The organism is Aeromonas sp. WP2-W18-CRE-05 (genome assembly GCF_014168615.1).
Lineage (GTDB): Bacteria > Pseudomonadota > Gammaproteobacteria > Enterobacterales > Aeromonadaceae > Aeromonas > Aeromonas caviae.
The window spans coordinates 4,787,501-4,808,850 of record NZ_AP021917.1 but is presented as its reverse complement, the minus strand read 5'-3'; the positions used below and the strand labels follow the sequence as shown (position 1 = coordinate 4,808,850).

The 21,350-nt window shown below is 61.0% G+C and carries 19 protein-coding genes and 1 pseudogene (1 of these 20 cut by a window edge); 8 read left to right on the top strand and 12 right to left on the bottom strand.

Features of this window, described 5'->3' with window-relative positions; translation table 11 throughout:
* Positions 1-359: 359 nt before the first annotated feature.
* Positions 360-1,022: a DNA-methyltransferase gene (locus tag H7R73_RS22525; RefSeq protein ID WP_080989850.1), complete on the top strand. Its 663-nt coding sequence runs from the start codon at positions 360-362 to the stop codon at positions 1,020-1,022.
* Between the two features lie 92 nt (positions 1,023-1,114).
* On the opposite strand, the gene glyS is transcribed toward H7R73_RS22525, so the two are convergent.
* Together glyS and glyQ are read right to left on the bottom strand one after the other, a co-directional pair.
* Complete coding sequence (gene glyS / locus H7R73_RS22520; RefSeq protein ID WP_103261002.1) at positions 1,115-3,184, bottom strand: glycine--tRNA ligase subunit beta; 2,070 nt, start codon at positions 3,182-3,184, stop codon at positions 1,115-1,117.
* Between the two features lie 9 nt (positions 3,185-3,193).
* A complete protein-coding gene (gene glyQ / locus H7R73_RS22515) occupies positions 3,194-4,117 on the bottom strand; it encodes a glycine--tRNA ligase subunit alpha (RefSeq protein WP_041212022.1) in 924 nt (307 codons plus the stop codon).
* 187 nt (positions 4,118-4,304) lie between these two features.
* Between glyQ and H7R73_RS22510 the strand changes: the two genes are divergently transcribed.
* A complete protein-coding gene (locus tag H7R73_RS22510; protein ID WP_103261001.1) occupies positions 4,305-4,883 on the top strand; it encodes a DNA-3-methyladenine glycosylase I in 579 nt (192 codons plus the stop codon).
* A gap of 54 nt (positions 4,884-4,937) precedes the next feature.
* Here H7R73_RS22510 and H7R73_RS22505 read toward each other — a convergent pair whose 3' ends face one another.
* Positions 4,938-5,498: a cysteine hydrolase family protein gene (locus H7R73_RS22505; protein ID WP_103261000.1), complete on the bottom strand. Its 561-nt coding sequence runs from the start codon at positions 5,496-5,498 to the stop codon at positions 4,938-4,940.
* A 423-nt stretch (positions 5,499-5,921) separates the two neighbouring features.
* Here H7R73_RS22505 and H7R73_RS22500 point away from each other — a divergent pair, with 423 nt between their 5' ends.
* Both H7R73_RS22500 and H7R73_RS22495 read left to right on the top strand, forming a co-directional pair.
* Entirely contained in the window at positions 5,922-6,164 is a 243-nt protein-coding gene (locus tag H7R73_RS22500) for a hypothetical protein (RefSeq protein WP_103260998.1), read from the top strand.
* A gap of 162 nt (positions 6,165-6,326) precedes the next feature.
* Positions 6,327-6,983 (top strand): OmpA family lipoprotein, encoded by a 657-nt coding sequence (locus H7R73_RS22495; protein WP_010672405.1) that lies wholly within the window; start codon positions 6,327-6,329, stop codon positions 6,981-6,983.
* 138 nt (positions 6,984-7,121) lie between these two features.
* On the opposite strand, the pseudogene H7R73_RS22490 reads toward H7R73_RS22495, so the two are convergent.
* The 3 genes and pseudogenes from H7R73_RS22490 to tusA form a co-directional block, all read right to left on the bottom strand.
* Positions 7,122-7,211: pseudogene (locus H7R73_RS22490) on the bottom strand (endoribonuclease L-PSP); the annotation flags it as partial.
* A 264-nt stretch (positions 7,212-7,475) separates the two neighbouring features.
* Positions 7,476-7,823, bottom strand: coding sequence for a RidA family protein (locus H7R73_RS22475; protein ID WP_103260996.1), 348 nt, complete (start codon positions 7,821-7,823; stop codon positions 7,476-7,478).
* A gap of 18 nt (positions 7,824-7,841) precedes the next feature.
* Complete coding sequence (gene tusA, locus H7R73_RS22470; protein WP_041214136.1) at positions 7,842-8,087, bottom strand: sulfurtransferase TusA; 246 nt, start codon at positions 8,085-8,087, stop codon at positions 7,842-7,844.
* 391 nt (positions 8,088-8,478) lie between these two features.
* Here tusA and H7R73_RS22460 point away from each other — a divergent pair, with 391 nt between their 5' ends.
* Positions 8,479-8,670: a hypothetical protein gene (locus tag H7R73_RS22460; protein ID WP_010672410.1), complete on the top strand. Its 192-nt coding sequence runs from the start codon at positions 8,479-8,481 to the stop codon at positions 8,668-8,670.
* A gap of 44 nt (positions 8,671-8,714) precedes the next feature.
* Here the strand turns inward: H7R73_RS22460 and H7R73_RS22455 are convergent, their stop codons facing one another.
* From H7R73_RS22455 to H7R73_RS22430, 6 genes are all read right to left on the bottom strand, one after another.
* Complete coding sequence (locus tag H7R73_RS22455; protein ID WP_103260995.1) at positions 8,715-9,971, bottom strand: ABC transporter substrate-binding protein; 1,257 nt, start codon at positions 9,969-9,971, stop codon at positions 8,715-8,717.
* Positions 9,972-9,974: 3 nt separating this feature from the next.
* On the bottom strand, positions 9,975-11,420 hold the full coding sequence (locus H7R73_RS22450) for an ATP-binding protein (RefSeq protein ID WP_010672412.1): 1,446 nt from the start codon (positions 11,418-11,420) through the stop codon (positions 9,975-9,977).
* A gap of 113 nt (positions 11,421-11,533) precedes the next feature.
* Positions 11,534-12,256 (bottom strand): response regulator, encoded by a 723-nt coding sequence (locus H7R73_RS22445; RefSeq protein ID WP_010672413.1) that lies wholly within the window; start codon positions 12,254-12,256, stop codon positions 11,534-11,536.
* A gap of 347 nt (positions 12,257-12,603) precedes the next feature.
* The gene (fadA, locus tag H7R73_RS22440) at positions 12,604-13,767 is read right to left on the bottom strand and encodes an acetyl-CoA C-acyltransferase FadA (RefSeq protein WP_103260994.1); all 1,164 of its coding nucleotides are present in this window, start codon (positions 13,765-13,767) and stop codon (positions 12,604-12,606) included.
* A 21-nt stretch (positions 13,768-13,788) separates the two neighbouring features.
* Positions 13,789-15,936 (bottom strand): fatty acid oxidation complex subunit alpha FadB, encoded by a 2,148-nt coding sequence (fadB, locus tag H7R73_RS22435; RefSeq protein WP_103260993.1) that lies wholly within the window; start codon positions 15,934-15,936, stop codon positions 13,789-13,791.
* A gap of 204 nt (positions 15,937-16,140) precedes the next feature.
* Positions 16,141-18,078 carry an acetoacetate--CoA ligase gene (locus tag H7R73_RS22430; RefSeq protein ID WP_103260992.1) on the bottom strand — a complete coding sequence of 646 codons (1,938 nt, stop codon included), beginning with the start codon at positions 18,076-18,078 and terminating at the stop codon, positions 16,141-16,143.
* 196 nt (positions 18,079-18,274) lie between these two features.
* Here H7R73_RS22430 and pepQ point away from each other — a divergent pair, with 196 nt between their 5' ends.
* The 3 genes in view from pepQ to H7R73_RS22415 are tightly spaced (at most 36 nt apart) and all read left to right on the top strand, a layout consistent with a single transcriptional unit that may run on beyond the window.
* The gene (pepQ, locus tag H7R73_RS22425; protein ID WP_103260991.1) at positions 18,275-19,597 is read left to right on the top strand and encodes a Xaa-Pro dipeptidase; all 1,323 of its coding nucleotides are present in this window, start codon (positions 18,275-18,277) and stop codon (positions 19,595-19,597) included.
* Entirely contained in the window at positions 19,597-20,214 is a 618-nt protein-coding gene (locus H7R73_RS22420) for a YigZ family protein (protein ID WP_182951419.1), read from the top strand. Before pepQ ends, H7R73_RS22420 begins: the two co-directional genes overlap by 1 nt.
* A gap of 36 nt (positions 20,215-20,250) precedes the next feature.
* On the top strand, positions 20,251-21,350 hold the 5' portion of the coding sequence (locus H7R73_RS22415; protein ID WP_039041357.1) for a TrkH family potassium uptake protein. Its footprint extends 358 nt past the window's final position; the window shows 1,100 of its 1,458 coding nt (coding positions 1-1,100); the start codon lies at positions 20,251-20,253; its stop codon lies beyond the right edge, outside the window.

Genomic DNA, 21,350 nt, shown 5'->3' with positions numbered 1-21,350 from the left:
AGTACAACGATACAGATCACAAACTAACTTGATCTCCTTTGAGTCCTTCATCTGATGCGAAGTATATTAAATGAAGGCTATGCAAAAAGGAGGATTAAGCTATGCCTGATTTGAGTCATGCTCGTTGTCCTTGTCGGGGATGTGGTAAAGTGGCTAACACAGCCGAAGAAGTAGAGATCTTGTTTGGAATTAGGAACATGGGGGATGGGAGGACGATCGTACAATCCTACTGCCGTGAATGCCGAGGGCTTCATTGTGAGGCTGGTGATCCTAAATGTAACAACTCATAATATCTGGTAGCAAGTGAGGCAGGGATTTTAACCTGCCTCTAAATATTTCTGCGTTCTTTTGGAAATTATATGAATGAAATCTTTAAGATGGATGCAATTGAGTGGTTGAGGACTCTTCCCAAGAATAGCATTGATCTTTTTATAACTGATCCTCCTTATGAATCTCTTGAAAAGCACCGAAAAGTAGGAACAACTACGCGTCTTAAAGATAGTAAGTCCTCTAGCAATCAATGGTTTGATATCTTCCCAAATGATAGATTCGAGGAGTTATTCATAGAAATATATAGGGTGCTCAAGAAGAACACTCATTTTTATCTTTTCTGTGATCAAGAGACAATGTTTATTGTCAAGCCGCTGGCGGAAAAAATAGGGTTTAAGTTTTGGAAGCCTATAGTTTGGGATAAATGCTCTATGGGCATGGGATATCACTATAGGGCAAGATACGAGTTTATCTTGTTTTTTGAAAAAGGAAAACGAAAGCTTAATAACTTGGGTATTCCAGATGTTTTGCAGTGTAAACGAGTATGGCGAGGTTATCCTACTGAAAAACCAGTTGAGATTATTGAAATATTAATATCCCAGAGCTCATTAGAAAATGATGTTGTTGCCGATTCTTTCTTTGGGTCAGGCTCAACATTGGTAGCTGCAGTTAATACATCAAGAAAGTACCTTGGTTGTGATATTTCTACTTCAGCGCATGAGTGTTTTATAAACCGGATGAAAAAGTCTTAATCAAATTAAATAAAAGTATCTCAAAAATTCAAGATGTTTATAAAAACGGCGCCTTAACGGCGCCGTTTTTAATATCACTGACTCAACCAAGATCACTGCAGCAGGGAGATATCCGCGACTTGCAGGAACAGGTTGCGCAGGTTGTTCAGCAGCGCCAGACGGTTGGCCTTGAGGGCTTCGTCGTCGGCCATCACCATCACTTCGTTGAAGAAGGTATCGACCGGCTCGCGCAGGGCGGCCAGACGGGTGAGGGCAGCCTGATAGTCACCGGCAGCGAACAGCGGGGCCAGCTCGGCTTGCAGTTCGGCAACCTGGGTGGCCAGCGCCTTCTCGGCGGCATCGACCAGCAGTTCCGGTTTGACGGCAGTCGGAAACTCGCCTTCGACCTTGGCCAGAATGTTGCTCACGCGCTTGTTGGCGGCAGCCAGTGCCAGTGCGGCATCCAGGGTACGGAAGTGGCTGACGGCCTTGACGCGACGATCGAAGTCGAGAGGACGGGTCGGGCGGCGGGCCAGTACGGCCAGCACCACGTCGGCACCGATGCCTTCGTCCTGATAGGCGGCGCGGAAGCGGCCCAGCATAAAGTCGACCACGTCGGTGACGACGGTTTTGTTGGTCAGCTTGTCGCCGTAGACGCGTACCGCTTCTTCAACCAGTTCAACCAGATCCAGATCCAGCTGCTTCTCGGTCATGATGCGCAGGGCACCGATGGCGGCGCGGCGCAGGGCGAACGGGTCCTTGTCACCCTTGGGCAGCATGCCGATGCCGAAGATACCGGCCAGGGTGTCGAGCTTGTCGGCCAGCGCGACGGCGCAGGCAACCAGACCGGACGGCAGGGCATCACCGGCAAAGCGCGGCATGTACTGCTCGTTGAGGGCCACGGCCACCGCTTCGTCTTCGCCATCGTGACGGGCGTAGTGCATCCCCATGACACCCTGGGTGTCGGTGAACTCGCCGACCATGTTGGTCATCAGGTCACACTTGGAGAGCAGACCGGCACGCTTGGCCTGAGCCACGTCGGCACCGATACGCTCGGCGATAAAGCCGGCGACGGTCTCGATGCGCTCGACCTTGGCTTTGACGGTGCCCAGCTGTTGCTGGAACAGCACGGTTTCAAGGCGCGGCAGGCGGGAGGCCAGAGTTTGCTTGAGGTCGGTCTTGAAGAAGAACTCGGCGTCAGAGAGACGGGGGCGAACCACCTTCTCGTTGCCGCTGATGATCTGGCTCGGGTCTTTGGACTCGATATTGGTGACGAAGATGAACTTCGGCAGCAGCTTGCCGCTCTTGTCGTAGACCGGGAAGTACTTCTGGTCACCCTTCATGGTGTGCACCAGCGCTTCAGCCGGCACGGCCAGGAACTTCTCTTCGAAGTTGGCGGTCAGCACCACAGGCCATTCGACCAGTGCGGTCACTTCTTCCAGCAGGGCATCGTCCAGATCGGCCACGCCACCGAAGGCGGCAGCGGCCGCTTCGACGTCAGCCTTGATCTTGGCCTTGCGCGCCATAAAGTCGGCAATCACCATGCCGCGCTCCTGCAGGATCTGCGGGTACTGGCTGGCGTTGTCGATGGTGAATTCGCTCTCGCCCATAAAGCGGTGGCCGCGGATGGTGCGGGCAGAGTCGATACCCAGAATGTGGGCGGGCACCAGATCCCCATCCAGCAGCAGGGTCACGGTGAAGACCGGACGCACGAACTGGATGGTCTTGTCGCCCCAGCGCATCATTTTCGGGATCGGCAGCTTGGCCAGTGCAGAGGCAACCAGTTCGCCTAGCAATTCTTTGGCCGGACGGCCTTCGACCTTGGCGGTGTGAACCAGCCACTCGCCCTTGTCGGTGACCAGACGCTCGGCCTGCTCAACGGTGATGCCGTTGCCACGGGCCCAGCCTTCGGCGGCCTTGGTCGGCTTGCCTTCGGCATCGAACGCCTGTGCTACGGCCGGGCCGCGCTTCTCGACGCTCTTGCTCGGCTGTTCGCCAGCCAGCCCGCTCACCTTCAGCGCCAGACGGCGCGGTGAGGCAAACCACTCGACGTCGCCAAAGGCCAGATCGGCCTTGGTCAGTTCGGCTTTGAAGTTGTCGGCAAAGGCTTCGGCCAGGGAGCGCAGGGCTTTGGGCGGCAGCTCAGCAGTACCGATCTCTACCAGAAATGTATGTTGTGCCATGTCCGTTCCTTAACCTTGCTTGTTCTCTGTGCGCTGACACATGGGGAAACCCAGCGCTTCGCGGGAGGCGTAGTATGCCTCTGCCACGGCCTTGGTCAGGGTGCGAATGCGCAGGATGTAGCGCTGACGCTCGGTGACCGAGATGGCCTTGCGGGCATCCAGCAGGTTGAAGGAGTGAGCGGCCTTGAGGATGCGCTCGTAGGCAGGCAGCGGCAGCGGTTTTTCCAGTGCCAGCAGATTCTGGGCTTCCTTCTCGTACTGCTCGAAGCAGTGGAACAGGAACTCCACATCGGCGTGTTCGAAGTTGTAGGTGGATTGCTCCACTTCGTTCTGGTGGAATACGTCGCCGTAGGTGGTCTTGCCAAGCGGGCCGTCAGACCAGACCAGATCGTAGACGCTGTCCACGCCCTGAATGTACATGGCCAGACGCTCGAGACCGTAGGTGATCTCGCCGGTGACCGGCTTGCACTCGAGGCCGCCAACTTGCTGGAAGTAGGTGAACTGGGTCACTTCCATGCCGTTCAGCCACACTTCCCAACCCAGACCCCAGGCGCCCAGCGTCGGGTTTTCCCAGTTGTCTTCCACGAAGCGGATGTCGTGGATTTCAGGATCCATACCCAGTTCTTTCAGGGAGCCCAGATAGAGTTCCTGAATGTTGTCGGGGGAAGGCTTGATGATCACCTGGAACTGGTAGTAGTGCTGCAGGCGGTTCGGGTTCTCACCGTAGCGGCCGTCAGTCGGACGGCGGGACGGTTGTACGTAGGCGCAGGCGATGGGCTCCGGGCCCAGGGCGCGCAGGCAGGTCATGGGGTGGGAGGTACCGGCACCCACTTCCATATCCAGCGGCTGAATGATGGTACAGCCCTGGCGGGACCAATAGTCCTGCAACTGCAGGATCAGGCCCTGAAAGGTTTTGACATCGAATTTTTGCATAGTGTTTTTCGCGCGAAATGAAATCAGAGCAAGATTTGCTGAATGTGAACCGAGGGAGTATACCGTCTGGCATGGTCGGATAATAGGCGAAATTACAGGGGATTAGTGGGGCTATGTTGCCGCTTGCCCTATGATGTCGCCGACACAAGCGGCCTGCCGATGGCCGATGAAAAACAGGGGAGAGGAAATGGAACTGCGCTGCGCCTGGGTGACCAGAGACCCGGAATACATCGAATACCATGACAAGCAGTGGGGCAGGCCGGTGTATGACGCCCGCGAGCTGTTTGCCAAGCTCTGCCTCGATGGCCAGCAGGCGGGGCTGTCGTGGATCACCATCCTCAAGCGCACCGAGAGCTATTACCGCGCCTATGCCGACTTTGATCCACAGCGTATCGTGCAGTTCGATGAGCAGGATGTGGAGCGGCTGATGCAGGAGAGCGGCATTATCCGCAACCGGCTCAAGGTGCAGTCGATCATCAAAAACGCCCGCGCCTATCTGGCGCTGGAGGCTGAAGGCATCGACTTCGTCGATTATCTGTGGAGCTTTGTCGGCGGCGCCCCCATCGTCCACCAGCGCCAGGGCAACGGCGACATTCCGGCGACCTCGCCGGAGTCGGATGCCATGTCGAAAGCGCTCAAGAAACGCGGCTTTACCTTCGTCGGCAGCACCATCTGCTACGCCTTCATGCAGGCGGTGGGCATGGTGAACGATCATCTGGTGACCTGCCCCTGCCACGCCGAGTGCCAGCAAGCAGCGGCGACGTGAAGGGGAAATGCACGAAGAAGGGAGGCTCAAGCCTCCCTTCTTTTTTGCTCTGAATCAGCAGGGCTCAAGGGGGCGGCCGAGCGCCTCGCACACCTCGTCGCTGCTCATCAGCCGCACGAAGGGGCCGGCCAGGGTGGCGTTGTGATGGGCGATGATCTGGGGGGCGGTCAGTTGCGGCGTGTCCATGCAGGTATGGGCATCGCTCACCAGCACTACGGTGTAGCCGAGATCTGCCGCCGCCCGGCAGGTGGTGTCGATGCAGTACTGGGTCTTCATGCCGGTGATGATCAGGGTCTGCACGCCGTCCTCTTTCAGCCAGCCATCGAGACCGGTGCCATGGAAGGCGCTGGGGCGCTGCTTGTCGAACACCCGATCGGCCTCGCCGACGACCAGCTCAGGCGCAAGCTGCCAGAACGGACTGCCAGCGGCGATGGGGCTGCTGGCCGGGCCCGTGTGGCGCACCGCCAGCACGGGGAGAGCGGCACTGCGGGCCGCCTGGCTCAGGCGATTGATGTTGGCCAGGGTCTCGGCCCCGGCATGGGGGGCTTCCGGGCCGTGAAGGAGGCCCACCTGGATGTCGATGATGAGCAGCGCGGGGCGGGAAAGGGACGACATGGTCATGGCTCCGTGAGAAATGTCCCCCACTCTGGGGCCATGGGCTCTTATGAGACAACCCGCATCTGGGGGGCAACCACTCCAGACCCCGGGAGCATGTTCTGTTGCGCCGGGCCGGGAGCCTTTTCGCCCCTTGGTACAGCCGGGATACAGTCACACGGGTTCACCATCGGGAGCGCCATCACGAGGGAGTCCCGTGTCACTGAGCGCCGTTCGCCCTCTCTCCCCCGGCCTGATCGGCTGCACCCTGGGGATGATGTCGCTCGTCAGGGTAAACACGAGGGGAAGCTGGCCCTGTGCAAGAAGGTCCGAGGCTGCACAGACGACGCCCCCGAGGGCCGAGTTGGCGCTACCGGGATCTTGCCCCTCCCCTATCATTGAAAGACGCCGGACCGGTTCAGGTTGTCTGGCGAAGGAGCCATCATGAAGAAGTCCGTATTGGCGTTGCTTGCCGCCACCGCCTTGCTGGCCACCCTGCCTGCACAGGCCACCAAGCAGGCCCAGGAGCGCCGTGACGCCCGCGATGTGCGTCAGGATACCCGTCAGGAGTCCCGTGACGCGAAACAGGCGTGTCGTGAGGGGGTGGTGGGCAATGCCGACTGCCGCCAGGAGCATCGTGACAACAAGCAGGAGGGGCGAGACAAGGCCCGGGATATCAAATATTGATGCGGGCCCGTCCGAAGAGGGCCTGCACCGGGTAAGTCGCTAGGGGCAGGGGGGCGTGTTGCCCCCTGCCCATCTTCGCAATGCGCGCGTCACACTCTGGCGCCTCTCTGGGTTAGAATGCGCGGCCATCGGCTAGAGTCGTTCTTTTTCAGAGGTTTTTTCATGCATTTCAAGAAACTGGTTCCTGCACTTGCCCTGACCGTCGCCATCACTGGCTGTACCACCAACCCCTATACCGGTGAATCCCAGACCTCCAAGGGCGCCTGGGGCGCGTTGGCGGGTGCGGCGACCGGCGCAGCCGTGGGGGCGCTCTCCTCCAGCAAGGGCGATCGCAAAAAGGGCATCCTGACTGGCGTCGCCGCCGGTGCGGCCCTGGGTGGTGGTATCGGTTACTACATGGATGTGCAGGAAGCCAAGCTGCGCGAGAAGCTGCAAGGCACCGGCGTCAGCGTGACCCGCAACGGTGATCAGCTGATCCTCAACATGCCGAACAACGTCACCTTCGACAGCTCCAGCGCCCAGCTGAAAGCTGCCGGTGCCAACACCCTGTCCGGCGTGGCCCTGGTGGTTGCCGAGTTCGACAAGACCCGTCTGAACGTGGTTGGCCACACCGACAGCACCGGCTCCCGCGAGCTGAACATGAAGCTCTCCCGGGATCGCGCCGATGCCGTCGCCGCCCAGCTGATCGGCCAGGGCGTGTCCGGCAGCCGCATCGCCATCAGTGGTGTGGGCCCGGATCAGCCGGTGGCCAGCAACAGCACCGCCGAAGGCAAGGCCCAGAACCGTCGGGTGACCATCACCCTGACCCCGACCGCCTAAGCGGCCTGCGTTGCAGTCATGAAAAAGGCCCCGCCAGCGATGGCGGGGCCTTTCTATTGGCGCCGGTGCGTGCCCTTTGCTCCTTGCCCCTTTCTCCCCTTGCGGGAGAAGGGTCGGGGATGAGGGGATAACCGCCTCTTAGACAGCGGCAGTCAGCTGCACTTCTACCCTGTAGCCTTCGTGGGCGAGGCGGGCCTGTACGCAGGCGCGGACCGGGGCAGTGTCGGCATCAGGGGAGCCAGGCATCCCGCTTTGTTTAGACAGCGGCTGTGAGCTGCGCTTCTACCCTGTAGCCTTCGTGGGCGAGACGGGCCTGCACGCAGGCGCGGCCCGGGGCTGTGTCGGCATCAGGGGAGCCAGGCATCCCGCTTTGTTTAGACAGCGGCAGTGAGCTGTACTTCCACCCTGTAGCCTTCGTGGGCGAGACGGGCCTGCACGCAGGCACGAACGGGGGCTGTGTCTGCATCAGGGGAGCCAGGCATCCTGCTTTGTTTAGACAGCCGCAGTCAGCTGCACTTCCACCTTGTAGCCTTCGTGGGCGAGACGGGCCTGTACACAGGCGCGAACGGGGGCTGTGCCGGCCGGGATCCAGGCATCCCACTGCGCGTTGAAGGCGGCGATGTCTTCAATGTCCTTGAGATAGATGTTGGCCATCAGGATCCTGTCGACGCCGGAACCGTTGGCTTCCAGCAGACGCTGCAGGCTTTCCAGCACTTCACGGGTCTGCTGGTGGATGTCGGCGGTCTCGGTGGCGGGCACTTCCACCACGTAGAGGGTGCCGTTGTGGATGACCACATCAGACCAGCGCTGGGTGGTCCCGATACGGGTAATGGATGTCATGTTTGCTCCGGTACGGGGTTATTGACCCTTGCGGATCAGGTAGCGGTAAGGGGCCTGCTCAGTCTCGCTGGCGACCAGGGTATGGTCCATGAAGCGGCAGAAGCTGGGAATGTCGCGGGTGGTGGAGGGGTCGTCGGCGCTGACCAGCAGGGTCTCCCCATCCGCCATCAGCCGCACTTTCTTGCGAACCATCATCACGGGTTCGGGGCAACGAAGCCCAATTGCGTCCAGCTCGTGGGTCGCATTGCAGAATTCAGTACTCATGAATAATCAACCTTCAGCCGCACCTTCTTGCGCGCTATCGTCACGGATTCGGGGCAACGAAGCCCGATTGCGTCCAGCTCGTGGGTCGCATTGCAGAATACAGTACTCATGAATAATCAACCTTCAGCCGCACCTTCTTGCGCGCCATCGTCACGGGCTCGGGGCAACGAAGCCCGATTGCGTCCAACTCGTGCGTTGCGTCGCAGAATAAAGCACTCATCAATAATCAACCTTCAACCAATTCGGCCAGCAATGATACTCGCGGCGAAAAAATAATCAAACCACGGGGCGGTTATGCAGCATATGCTACCAAAATGTGAACCGGCTCTACCCAGGCTTCGCTCGATGAGTAATATAAAAATTGAACCATATTCAACAAGGAGGTGTGAATATGCAGGTCTCCTACGGCAGATTGCAAGCCTACGCAGGCATGGGGTTCTTGTCATTCGCCATGATAGTGCTGGGCAGCCCGATCGGTAATACCGGTACCTGGTTCGGCTCCATGGTGATGATCGGACTGGGGCTCTGGATCGAGCTCAGCGACTACTACGACGAGGATGAGGACGAGAACGATCCCTCCTGAGAGCCTGGCTCTCGGCACTCAAAGGCGGACGATGTCCGCCTTTGTCATTTCTGCTCCGCGCCGGAACGGGTCGAGCGCATGGCGCGCTCCAACTGCTGCGCCGTCTGCTCGGGGTTGGCCCTGGCGTCGTTGAAGAAGCTGCTCAGCACATCCATGATCCCCTGGCGCATGTTGGTGGGCACCGCCATCCCCTCCGCCATGCTGGGCAGCAGGTTGTCCTGTTGCTCGGCGTGGAGGAAATCCTGATAGGAGCGGATGGCGCAGCGATCGAACTTGCTCATGTCCGGCTTGATGAGCGCCGGGATGGAGCCCTTCACCCGGTTGAACTCCTCCTGAAAGCGCGGCGTCATCAACAGCCTGGCCAGCTCGCCCTGGGCCTGCAACTGGGCGGGATCCCGCTGCTTGAACATGGCGATGGAGTCGAGGTTGTAGCTGAACAGCCCCTGGCTGCCCGGGCTTGGCAGGCACTCGATATCCTCGCCGGGGCGGTAGTTGCCTGCACTCAGCTCCCCTTTCACCCAGTCCCCCATCACCTGCATGGCGGCGCCGCCGCTCTCCAGCAGGTTGGTGGCCTGGTGCCACTTCAGGCCGGCGTATTTCTCGGGTACATAGGCGCGCAACTGCTGGAAGCGGGTCAGCACCCGCACCATGTCTGGGCCGGTCAGGGTGGTGCTGTCCTGTTCGAGGAAGGCCTTGCGATAGAAGCTCTTGCCCCCTTCGCCGAGGGCCACCGTTTCGAACAGCACCGCGATCTGCCAGGGTTCGTTACCGATGGCGAGGGGGGTGATGCCCTGCTCCTTGAGCTTGTCCGCAACCGCCACGAACTGGGCCCAGTCGGTGGGGGGCTTGAGCCCCTGTCGCTCGAATACCTTGCGGTTGAGCCACAGCCAGTTGACCCGGTGGATGCCGGTGGGGACCGCCATCAGGGCGCCGTTCTGGCTGAGTGTGTCGCGCACCATGGGGGGCAGCTGAGGGTACCAGCCGAGGTGCTCGGCCATGGGGGTGAGATCGCGCAGAAAGCCCAGGCTGCCCCACTCGTGCAGCTCGAACCCCTTGAGGTGGGCCGCCTCCGGCGGGTTTGCCGCCAGGGCCCGGCTCTTGAGCACCGTCATGGCGCTCTTGCCGCCCCCCCCCTGTACCGCGAAGTCGTTCCACTGGTTGCCCTGTTCGGCCCACTCGGACTTGAGCACTTCCACGGCCCTGGCCTCGCCGCCGGAGGTCCACCAGTGCAATACCTCCACCTGGGAGGCGCAGACGGGCAGGGAGAGCAGGGCGATGACAGAAAAAGACAACCACTTCATACATTACTGCCTTGGTAGGGAGAGGGTGGCCTGCAGGCCGCCCTGGGGGCGATTTTCCAGCACCAGGTCGCCGCCGTGGGCGTGGGCTATGTTGCGGGCGATGCCAAGGCCCAGCCCGGTGCCGGCGGCATCGGTGCTGAGGCGGTAGTAGGGCTCGAAGATGCGCTCGAACTGATCGTCCGGCAGACCGGGCCCCTCGTCCATGATGAAGAGGATCAACATCTCCTCGTCATCCATGATGATGATGCGCACCTTCTGGCCGTACTTGATGCCGTTGTCCACCAGGTTGCCGATGCAGCGCTTGAGGGCCAGCAGCTTGCCGCGATAGGGCCACTTGCAGTGGCCCTCGATGGTGAGCAGATCCTCGTGCAGGTTCATGGCCTCCGCCATCTGCTCCAGCAGGGCGTTGACGTCGATCTGCTCGAGGTTCTCGTGAATGTCCGTCTCTTTGACCGTCTGCAGCGCCCCTTTGACCATCAGCTCCAGCTCGTCCAGGTCCTTGTTGAACTTGGCGATCTGCACCTCGTCGTCCAGCAGTTCGACCCGTAGTCGCAGCCGGGTGATGGGGGTCTTGAGGTCGTGGGAGATGGAGCTGAAGAGGCGCTCCCGATCGTCGATGAAGCGGCGAATGCGCTGCTGCATGATGTTGAAGGCGCGGGTCGCCGCCACGATTTCGGAGGCACCCTCCTCCTTGAGGGACGGCTGGTCGATGTCCTTGCCGAGGTTGACCGCCGCCTTGGCGAGGCGACGCAGGGGGCGGGTCTGCCAGCGCACCAGCATGAAGGTGAAGAAGCAGAGGAAGACCGTCATCAGGGCGATGAAACGCACCTGGTTGCTCGGCATCACGGTGTCATCCAGCGTCATGTAGGGGGCGGGCAGCAGGGCCGCCAGATAGAGCCACTCCCCTGGTTCTATCTCGATCTGGGTCACCAGCACCGGCGGATTGATAGGCTCCAGGGACAGGGTGTAGCGGGCCCAGGAGGAGGGGAGATCCGCCAGCAGGGTGTCGTTGTTGAAGACGTGCAGCTCCTCGGGGCGGGAGAAGTCTACCTTGATCGCCATGGCGTCGGAGAGTTTGCGGCTGAGCACCTCCTGCACCTCTTTGAGCACCAGCGTCTTGCGCTCGCTGTCGGGGATGGCGCTGATGTGGATCTCTTCCTCGTTCAGGGAGACGAAGAAGCGGCTGCCCCCCATGTTGCGCAGCTGATCCAGGGCGATGTGGCGGTATTGCAGGGGCAGGGACTTGAAGAAGTTGACGGTGGAAGCCGCCGACAGCGCCAGGTTGCGGGTGGTGCTGAGCATGCCCTCCAGCTCCCGCTTCTGGATCTGCTGCATCCAGATGCCGGTGAGGATGGTCTGGGAGAGCAGGATGGCGAGCAGCAACAGCAGCAGCATCCGCGACAGCAGGGAGCGGGGCACCAGGGCCCGCCAGAACTTCTGCCCCGTCATGGCAGCGTGTGTCTCTTGTCGATCAGCATGGGGTGCTTACCTCTGTGCCTTGCCGTTGCCCCGTGATGGGTCTCTCTTCTGCCCGTTCAAGGTCTCGCCGCAGCGTCTGTCTGTTACGGGATCTCGTGGACTTCGGCTATCAGCATGTAGCCGCTGCCGCGAATGGTCTTGATGATGCGCGGGCTCTTGCCGTTGTCACCCAGCTTCTGGCGCAGGCGGCTGATCTGCACATCGATGCCGCGTTCCATGGGCAGGCTCTCGCGACCGCGGGTGGCGTCCGAGATGGTATCCCTGTCCAGCACCACGCCGGGCTGCTGCAGGAACATGCCGAGCAGCAGGGCATCGCTGCCGGAGAGATCCAGCAGGCTGCCATCTTCGTGGGTCAGCTGGTGGCTCAGAGTGTCCAGGGTCCACTCGGCGAAGCGCAGCCGACGGCTCGGTTCCTTTTCTTTCTCCGGCTGGCGGAATTCGGCGCGGCGCAGCAGCGCCTTGATGCGGGCCTGCAGTTCGCGCGGGCTGAACGGCTTGGCGATGTAGTCGTCGGCGCCAAGTTCCAGACCGATCACCCGATCCGCTTCGTCGGAGGCGGCGGTGAGCATGATGATGGGTACCTGGGAGTCGCGGCGGATCTGCTGGCAGAGGGTAAAGCCGTCGTCGCCGGGCATCATGATGTCCAGAATGATGAGGTCCGGGCTGTGCTGGGCCAGTTGTTGGCGCATCTCGTTCCCTTCGGCCGCGGTCAGTACCTCGAAACCAGCCCGGGTCAGGTACTCGTTGAGCAGCTCGCGGATCTCCCGATCGTCGTCGACGATAAGCAGTTGTTTGCTCGTTGACATATGTATGTGCATCCACCCATTTTTTTGTGCAGATTGAACCTGTCGGGGGAGCAAAAAGCAAGCAAGCCCCCCCTCTAATGTGAAGTTATGGGCAATATAGCCTCAGGATTGGCCCCGATCGCGGGAAAAGAATAAAAAAGGCCGACCCAAACGGGCCGGCCAACACGCAGATTCCGACGGCAGGAGCGCACCCCGTGTGGCGCGTTCCACAGACTCGACAGCAGGATCGGCAGGCCGACCCGGTATTCGTGATGGGGCCGCTGTGCCGGGAAGCAGGGCCGCCTTCTGTCTGTTGTTGCCGCCCCGAGGCGGCGTCCCTGACCTGTGAGCAGTCAGGGGCGATTCACTTACACCCGTTCGAACACGGTGGCGATGCCCTGACCCAGGCCGATGCACATGGTGGCGACTCCCAGGGTGGCGTCCTTCTCTTCCATCAGGTTGATCAGGGTGGTGGAGATGCGGGCGCCGGAGCAGCCGAGCGGGTGACCCAGGGCGATGGCGCCACCGTTGAGGTTCACCTTCTCATCCATCAGGTCCTGCAGACCCAGATCCTTCACGCAGGGGAGGGACTGGGCGGCAAACGCCTCGTTCAGCTCGAACAGGTCGATGTCGCCGACGGTCAGACCGGCTCGCTTGAGCGCTTTCTGGGTGGCCGGCACCGGGCCGTAACCCATGATGGCGGCGTCACAGCCGGCGATGGCCATGGCACGTACCTTGGCGCGGGGCGTGAGGCCGAGGGCCTTGGCGCGATCCGCACTCATCACCAGCATGGCGGCGGCGCCATCGGACAGGGCCGAGGAGCTGCCGGCGGTGACGGTGCCGTTGACCGGGTCAAACACCGGGCGCAGCTGGCTTAAGCCATCGACCGTGGTCTCGGGGCGGATCACCTCGTCATAGTCGTAGAAGAAGCGGGCGCCGCTGGCGTCATGGCCTTCCAGCCCGACGATCTCCTTGGCAAAACGCCCTTCCACGGTGGCAGCGTGAGCGCGGCGGTGGGAGCGAGCGGCAAACTCGTCCTGCTGCGATCGGCTGATGCCGTGCAGCTTGCCGAGCATCTCGGCGGTCAACCCCATCATGCCGGAGGCTTTCGCCACCGACTTGGCCATGCCGGGGTGGAAGTCTACCCCGTGGCTCATCGGCACATGACCCATGTGCTCGACGCCACCGATGATGAAGATATCCCCATCACCTACCTGAATGGCGCGAGAGGCATCATGCAGCGCCTGCATACTGGAGCCGCACAGACGGTTGACGGTGACCGCCCCCACCTGTTTCGGGATGCCGGCCAGCAGGGCGGCGTTGCGGGCGATGTTGAAGCCCTGCTCCAGGGTCTGCTGCACGCAGCCCCAGTAGATATCCTCGATCTCGTTCGGGTCGAGGTTGGGGTTGCGCAGCAGGATGGATTTCATCAGGTGCGCGGACAAGTCTTCTGCACGCACGTTGCGGAAGGCGCCGCCCTTGGACCGGCCCATGGGGGTCCGGATACAGTCGACAATGACTACGTCTTTCATGAATGGATCTCCTTTCCGCAATCAGTAGAAGGTGTTGCCCTGGGCGGCCATCTCGCGCAGCTTGTCGCTGACGCGGTAGAGCGGGCCCAAGTCGGCATACTGGTCGGCCATGGCCACGTAGCGATCCAGGCCAATGGTGTCCAGATAGCGGAACACGCCGCCGCGGAAGGGAGGGAAGCCCAGACCGTAGACCAGCGCGATGTCGGCTTCGGCTGGCGTGGCGACAATGCCCTCTTCCAGGCAGAGCACCACCTCGTTGATCATCGGGATCATCATGCGGGCGATGATGGCCTCCTTGTCGAAATCCTGCTTCGGCTTGACGATGGGGGCCAGCAGCTCGTAGCTGGCTGCGTCGGCCACCTTCTTCGGCTTGCCCTTCTTGTCCTGCTCGTAGGCGTAGAAGCCCTTGCCGTTCTTCTGACCGAAGCGGCTGGCGTCATACATTACGTCGATGGCGGTACGACCTTCCTTGCTCATGCGCGCCGGGAAGCCTTGCGCCATCACGTCACCGGCGTGGTGCCCGGTGTCGATGCCGACCACATCCAGCAGGTAGGCAGGGCCCATGGGCCAGCCGAACTCCTTCTCCATCACCTTGTCGACGGCGGCGAAGTCGGCGCCATCGGCGACCAGCTTGTTGAAGCCGAAGAAGTAAGGGAACAGCACGCGGTTCACGAAGAAGCCGGGGCAGTCGTTGACCACCACCGGGGACTTGCCCATGGCGGCGGCGTAGGCCACCACGCGGTTGATGGTTTCATCGGAAGTTTGCTCGCCGCGGATGATCTCCACCAGTGGCATGCGGTGCACCGGGTTGAAGAAGTGCATGCCGCAGAAATTCTCGGGGCGCTTCAGTCCCTTGGCCAGCAGGGAGATGGGGATGGTGGAGGTGTTGCTGGCGAGCACGGCGTCTTCGCCGATCACGCCTTCCACTTCACTCAGCACGGCCGCCTTCACTTTCGGGTTCTCGACCACGGCCTCGACCACCACGTCCACATGCTTGACGTTGTCATAGCTCAGGGTCGGAGTGATGGCAGAGAGCACCTGGCCCATCTTGATGCCATCGATGCGGCCCTTTTCGAGCTGGCCGTTGAGCAGCTTGGTGGCCTCATTCATGCCAAGTGCCAGCGCCTTCTCGTTGATGTCCTTCATCACCGCCGGGATGCCTTTGCTGGCAGACTGGTAGGCGATGCCGCCCCCCATGATGCCGGCACCCAGCACGGCGGCATGGCCGGTGGCCTTGTTTGCCTGCTTGGCGGCCTTCTTGGCCAGCGCCTTGATGTGTTGATCGTTGAGGAAGATACCGACCAGCGCCTTGGCCACGTCGGTTTTCGCCAGTTTGATGAAGGTGGCGGCCTCGGCGGCCAGCGCTTCGTCACGGCCCATGCCAGCGGCGGCTTCCACCGTCTTCACGGCGGCCATGGGGGCCGGATAGTGTTTGCCCGCCACGGCGGCAACCATACCAGCGGCGGTGGTGAAGCTCATCATGGCTTCCAGTTTGGAGAGGCGCAGCGGGGCCTTCTTGGCGGCGCGGCGGCCCTGCCAGTCCAGCTTGCCTTTGATCGCGTCCTTGATCATCTGCACGGCGGCGCTCTGCAGCGCGTCGGGGGCGACCACGGCATCGATGGCACCCACCTTGAGGGCGTCATCGGCACGGTAATCCTTGCCGGTGGTGATCCACTCGAGCGCGTTGTCGGCACCGATCACCCGCGGCAGACGGACAGTGCCGCCAAAGCCGGGCATGATGCCGAGCTTGGTCTCGGGCAGGCCAATCTTGGCGCTGGTGTCAGCCAACCGGAAATCGGTGGAGAGAATGGTCTCGCAGCCGCCGCCCAGAGCATGGCCCTTGATGGCGGAGAGGGTGGGCACCGGCAGATCTTCGATGGCGCTGAAGATGTCGTTGGCCTTCTTCAGCCAGCCGAGCAGGTCTTCTTGCGGCAGATCGAACAGTTCCAGGAATTCGGTGATGTCGGCGCCGACGATGAAAGCGTCTTTGCCGGAGGTGAGGATCAGACCCTTCAAATCGGCTTGTTGCTGTAATGCGGCGATCGCTTCGCTCAGGGAGAGCAGGGTAGCGCGATCCAGCTTGTTGACTGAACCCGGGGCATCGAACCTCAGCTCGGCAATGCCGTCTTCGAGGTAGCTGACCGTCAGGGTTTCGCCTTGGTAGATCATGAGAGTGTCTCCTTGTTCCCACTCTGTGGGGAATGGTGCTCCTTTATCCCCAGCAGGGGGCGAGGCTCACTATTGATCCAAAAGGAGACATTTTCAACACCTATTTAAAACATTTGTTTAACAGTTATCGAGTAAAAGCTCTTCATCACAAAACGGGCAAAAAAGAGGCGCCTTGCGGCGCCTCCGATGGAGATGAGCGTGGTATCAGCTAGCCAGTTCCGGCCGGTTGCGATACTGGTTCAGGACCTCGGGATCGGCGAGGGCGTGGGTGTTGTTGACCGGGCGGTTGTGCACCACTTCCCGCACCGCCAGCTCCACTATCTTGCCGGACTTGGTGCGGGGGATGGCATCCACCTGCAGGATGCGGGCAGGCACATGACGGGCGGTGCAGTGCCGCTTGATCTGCTGGCAAATCCGCTCACGCAGCCCATCGTCCAGCTTGCAACCCGCCTTGAGCTTGACGAACAGCACCACCCGCTCGTCCTGTTTCCATTGCTGGCCGATGACGATGCTCTCTTCCACCTCGTCGAGTTGTTCCACATAGCGGTAGATCTCGCTGGTGCCGATGCGCACGCCGCCCGGGTTGAGGGTGGCGTCGGAGCGGCCGTAGAACAGAATGCCGCCGGTCGGGGTCAGCTCGATCCAGTCCCCGTGGCACCAGATGTTGTCGAACCGCTCGAAGTAGGCGGCGTGGTATTTGTCGCCGTTCTCGTCACCCCAGAAGTAGATGGGCTGGGCCGGGAAAGGCTTGGTGCAGACCAGTTCGCCCTTTTCACCCAGCACCGGCTGGCCCGCCTCGTTGAATACCTGCACCGCGAGACCGAGGCCGCGCCCCTGGCTCTCGCCGCGATAGACGGGGCTCAAGGGGTTGCCGATGACGAAGCAGGAGCAGATGTCGGTGCCACCAGAGATGGAGCTGAGCTGCACATTCTGCTTTATCTGCTGGTAAACGTAGTCAAACCCCTCCGGCGACAGCACGGATCCGGTGCTGCAGATGAGGCGCAAGGCAGGCAGGTCGTGGGTATTGACGGGGGCATAACCCTGTTTGTGCAGCGCATCGAGATACTTGGCCGAGGTGCCGAACAGAGCGACCTCTTCGTCCCGTGCCAGATCCCACAGCACGTTGCCATCCGGGTAGAAGGGGGAACCATCGTAGAGCACCAGGGTGGCGCCGGAGGCGAGGGCGCTCACCAGCCAGTTCCACATCATCCAGCCACAGGTGGTGAAGTAGAAGATGCGCTCCCCCGGCTTGATGTCGCAGTGCAACTGGTGCTCTTTCAGGTGTTGCAGCAGGGTGCCGCCAATGCCGTGCACGATGCACTTGGGTTTGCCGGTGGTGCCGGAGGAGTAGAGGATATAGAGCGGGTCGTTGAAGGCCATGGGCTCGAAGGCGAGCTGGGCATCATGCTGGCTTGCCAGCAGTTGCTGCCAGTCGTGACCAAGCTGCTGCGGGTTGCCGAGTAGAGGGATCAGCACCGTCTGCTCTATGCTGTCGAGCTGACCGACGACGCTGGCCACTTTGTCCTGAATGTCGATGGCCTTGCCGCCGTAGCGGTAGCCATCCACCGCGAACAGCACCCTGGGACGGGTCTGGCCGAAGCGCTCCACCACGCTGGCCTCGCCAAAATCGGGGCTGGTGGAGGTCCAGATCGCGCCGAGGCTGGTGGTTGCCAGCATGGCCACCACGGTTTCCGGGATATTGGGCAGGTAGGCTGCGACCACATCACCTCGGCCTATGCCCTGGCTGCGAAGCCACTGGGCCAGGCGGGCGACCTGATCTGCCAGCTCATGCCAGCTCAGGGTCCGGCTTGGGCCCCCTTCGATGCGGGAGATAATGGCCGGGCTCTCATCCTGACGGCGCAGCAGGTTCTCGGCGAAGTTGAGCTGGCTGTCGGGGAACCAGCGGGCGCGCTGCATATCCTGGCGGTTCTCCGCCACAATGTTGCCAAGTTCGCCCTTGACGCCGCAGTGCTGCCACACCAGGGGCCAGAAGCGGGTGGTCTTCTCCACCGACCATTGATACAGGTCGGCATAGCTGCGTAGTTGCAGGCCATGGAAGTGATTGACCTCGGCCATGAACTGGTGGAGGTTGGAGTGCTGCATCCTGTCCTGATCCGGTGTCCACAGACAAAGGTTTTGCATGAGTCGTTCCTGACGGCTGATATCTACTGTCTGTGGGCAGTGTATTGAATTGTTCTTTGTTTGTTAATTGTCTGTTTTATCTTCATAACAAAAAGCCTGTAACCTATGCGTTACCTCACGAAGCGAAAGCCGGGTGGCTCGAGCCTTGATTCGCTTGATGTTATGCTGAAGTCACATTCGCCCGGAGCAGGACGCCATGAGCAGTTACAGCCAACTTTTTGCCCAGCATCTCGACACCCTTCAGCAGCGTACCCGCGACATCCTGCAACAACAGGGTCTTGGCGGTCTCGCTATTCACTCCGGCCAGACTCATCGCATCTTCCTCGATGACCAGGATTATCCCTTCAAGGTGAATCCCCAGTTCAAGGCCTGGTTGCCGGTGCTGGACAACCCTCACTGCTGGTTGCTGGTGGATGGCGTGAGCAAGCCGGTGCTGCTGTTCTACCGGCCGGTGGACTTCTGGCACAAGGTGGCGGAGTTGCCCAACGCCTTCTGGGTCGACTTCTTCGACATTCGCTTCCTGACTCGCCCGGAGCAGGTTGCCGATCACCTGCCGGCCAACAAGCAGGAGTGGGCCTATCTGGGCGGCCATCTGGAAGTGGCCGAGCTGCTGGGACTGGGTCAGCCCAATCCGGAGGCGGTCCTCAACTACCTGCACTACCACCGTGCCTACAAGACGCCCTATGAGCTGGAATGTCTTCGCGATGCCAACCGCATCGGCGTGCGCGGTCACATCGCGGCCAAGGACTCCTTCATGGCGGGGGCGAGCGAGTTCGAGATCAACCTGGCCTACATGAAGGCGGTCGGGCAGGGGGCCAATGAGGCGCCCTACGGCAACATTGTTGCCATCAACCGCAATGCGGCCATCCTGCACTACACCCATCTCTCCACCCAGCGGGTGCCCGATGCGGAACGTTACTCCTTCCTCATCGATGCCGGTGTGGACGTGCACGGTTATGCCTCCGACATTACCCGGACCTGGGCCTGGCGCCGCGGTGAGTTCGCCGATCTGATCGCAGCGCTGGATGCACAGCAACAAGAGATCATCGACGAGATCAAGCCGGGCCGCCGCTACAGCGAGCTGCACCTGCAGATGCACCACAGGCTGGCGCGCCTGCTGCAAGCCACCGAACTGGTAGACATGTCGGTGGACGAGATGATCCACACCGGGGTGACCAATGTCTTCTTCCCCCACGGTCTCGGTCACTTCCTCGGCCTGCAGGTACACGATGCCGGCGGCTTCATGCAGGATGAGCGCGGCACCCACCTGGCGGCCCCCGAGCAGTTCCCCTATCTGCGCTGCACCCGGGTGATCGAAGTGGGTCAGGTCTTCACCATAGAGCCCGGCCTCTACTTCATCGACAGCCTGCTGGAGCCGCTGCGCCAGGGTGAGCAGGGCAAGCGGATCAACTGGAACAAGGTGGAGGCGCTGCGTCCCTATGGTGGCATTCGCATCGAGGACAACGTGGTGCTGCATGCCAACGGGGTGGAGAACCTGACCAGACAAGCAGGGCTCTGATGGCGACGGATTACCCCATACCGGCAGCCCCGCTGGAGGTGAGCGAGGAGATCAAGAAGAGCCGCTTCATTACCTACATCGCCCACACTCCGACCGTCGAGGCCGCCAAGGCCTGGATAGACGAGATCAAACAGCAACACCCGGGAGCCCGGCATCACTGCTGGGCTTTTGTCGCCGGCGCCCCCCAAGACAGCCAGGTTTATGGTTTCAGTGATGATGGCGAACCCTCGGACACGGCGGGCAAACCCATGCTGGCCCAGTTGATGGGGGCCGGTCTGGGTGAAGTCGCCGCCGTGGTGGTGCGCTATTACGGTGGTGTGCTGCTGGGGACCGGTGGCCTGGTCAAGGCCTATGGCGGTGGTGTGGGGGCAGCACTCAAGCAACTTGAAACCTGTATCAAGCGTCAGCTGACCTCTTCCGTGATCCAGTGTGACTACACCGACATGGGGGCCGTGGAGTCCCTCATCTCTGCCCATCAAGGGCAGTTGCTGGTGGCCGATTATGGTGCCAGCGTCACCCTTCAGGTAGCGTGGGAGTCTGCACTCTGGGCCCGTATCGCACAGGAATTGACCGACCGGACCCAGGGTCGGGTATCCCTTCGTCCCTTAGATGGCTAGAATCCATCGCTCTTTTAGTCTGAAGAGGGAGCCGGAATGCAGATTCTGAGCATCATTCGTATCGTCGGTCTGCTGGTTGCCCTGTTCAGCTCGACCATGCTGCTGCCCGCGATGGTCGCTTTTGGGTATCGTGATGGCGGTGGTACCGAGTTCGTCAACTCCTTCGTCATAGCCCTCCTGCTCGGCCTCCTGCTCTGGTTCCCCAACCGCCACCAGAAAAAGGAACTCAGGTCCAAGGAAGGCTTCCTCATCGTGGTGCTGTTCTGGGTGGTGCTGGGGAGCGTGGGTGCCGTCCCCTTCATCATCAGCGACGTGCCGAACATGTCGGTCTCGGAGGCATTTTTCGAGTCGTTTTCCGGCCTGACTACCACGGGCGCAACGGTGCTGACCGGGCTGGACAATTTGCCCAAGGCGTTTCTCTTCTACCGCCAGCTGCTGCAATGGCTCGGTGGCATGGGGATCATCGTGCTGGCGGTGGCCGTGCTGCCACTGCTGGGTATCGGGGGCATGCAGCTCTATCGCGCCGAGATCCCGGGGCCCGTCAAGGACAACAAGGTGACCCCGCGCATCGCCGAGACGGCCAAGGCGCTCTGGTTCATCTATCTGTTGCTGACTTCCCTCTGCGCTCTCGCGTACTGGATGGCGGGAATGACGTTGTTCGATGCCATCTGCCACTCCTTCTCCACCTTGTCGGTTGGGGGGTTCTCGACCCACGACGCCAGCATCGGTTTCTTCGACAGCCCGGCCATCAACCTGATCACAGTGGTGTTCCTGCTGCTGGCGAGCGTCAACTTCGCGCTTCACTTCATGGTGTTTGCCCACAAGCCGGTGCGCGTGAGCAGTTATCTGCGTGACTCCGAGCTCAAGGTGTTTCTGAGCATCCAGTGCGTGCTGGTGCTGATCTGTTTCGTCTCTCTGCTGTTCCACGGCCACTACGATACCTGGCAGGATGCGCTCAACCATGGCCTGTTCCAAGCGGTGTCTCTGGGCACGACCACGGGGTACAGCACGACCAGCTATGCGGAGTGGCCCTCTTTTCTGCCCATGCTGTTGATGTTCTCTGCCTTCATCGGCTGTTGTGCCGGCAGTACCGGGGGGGGCATCAAGGTGATGCGTTTCATGATCCTGTTCCTGCA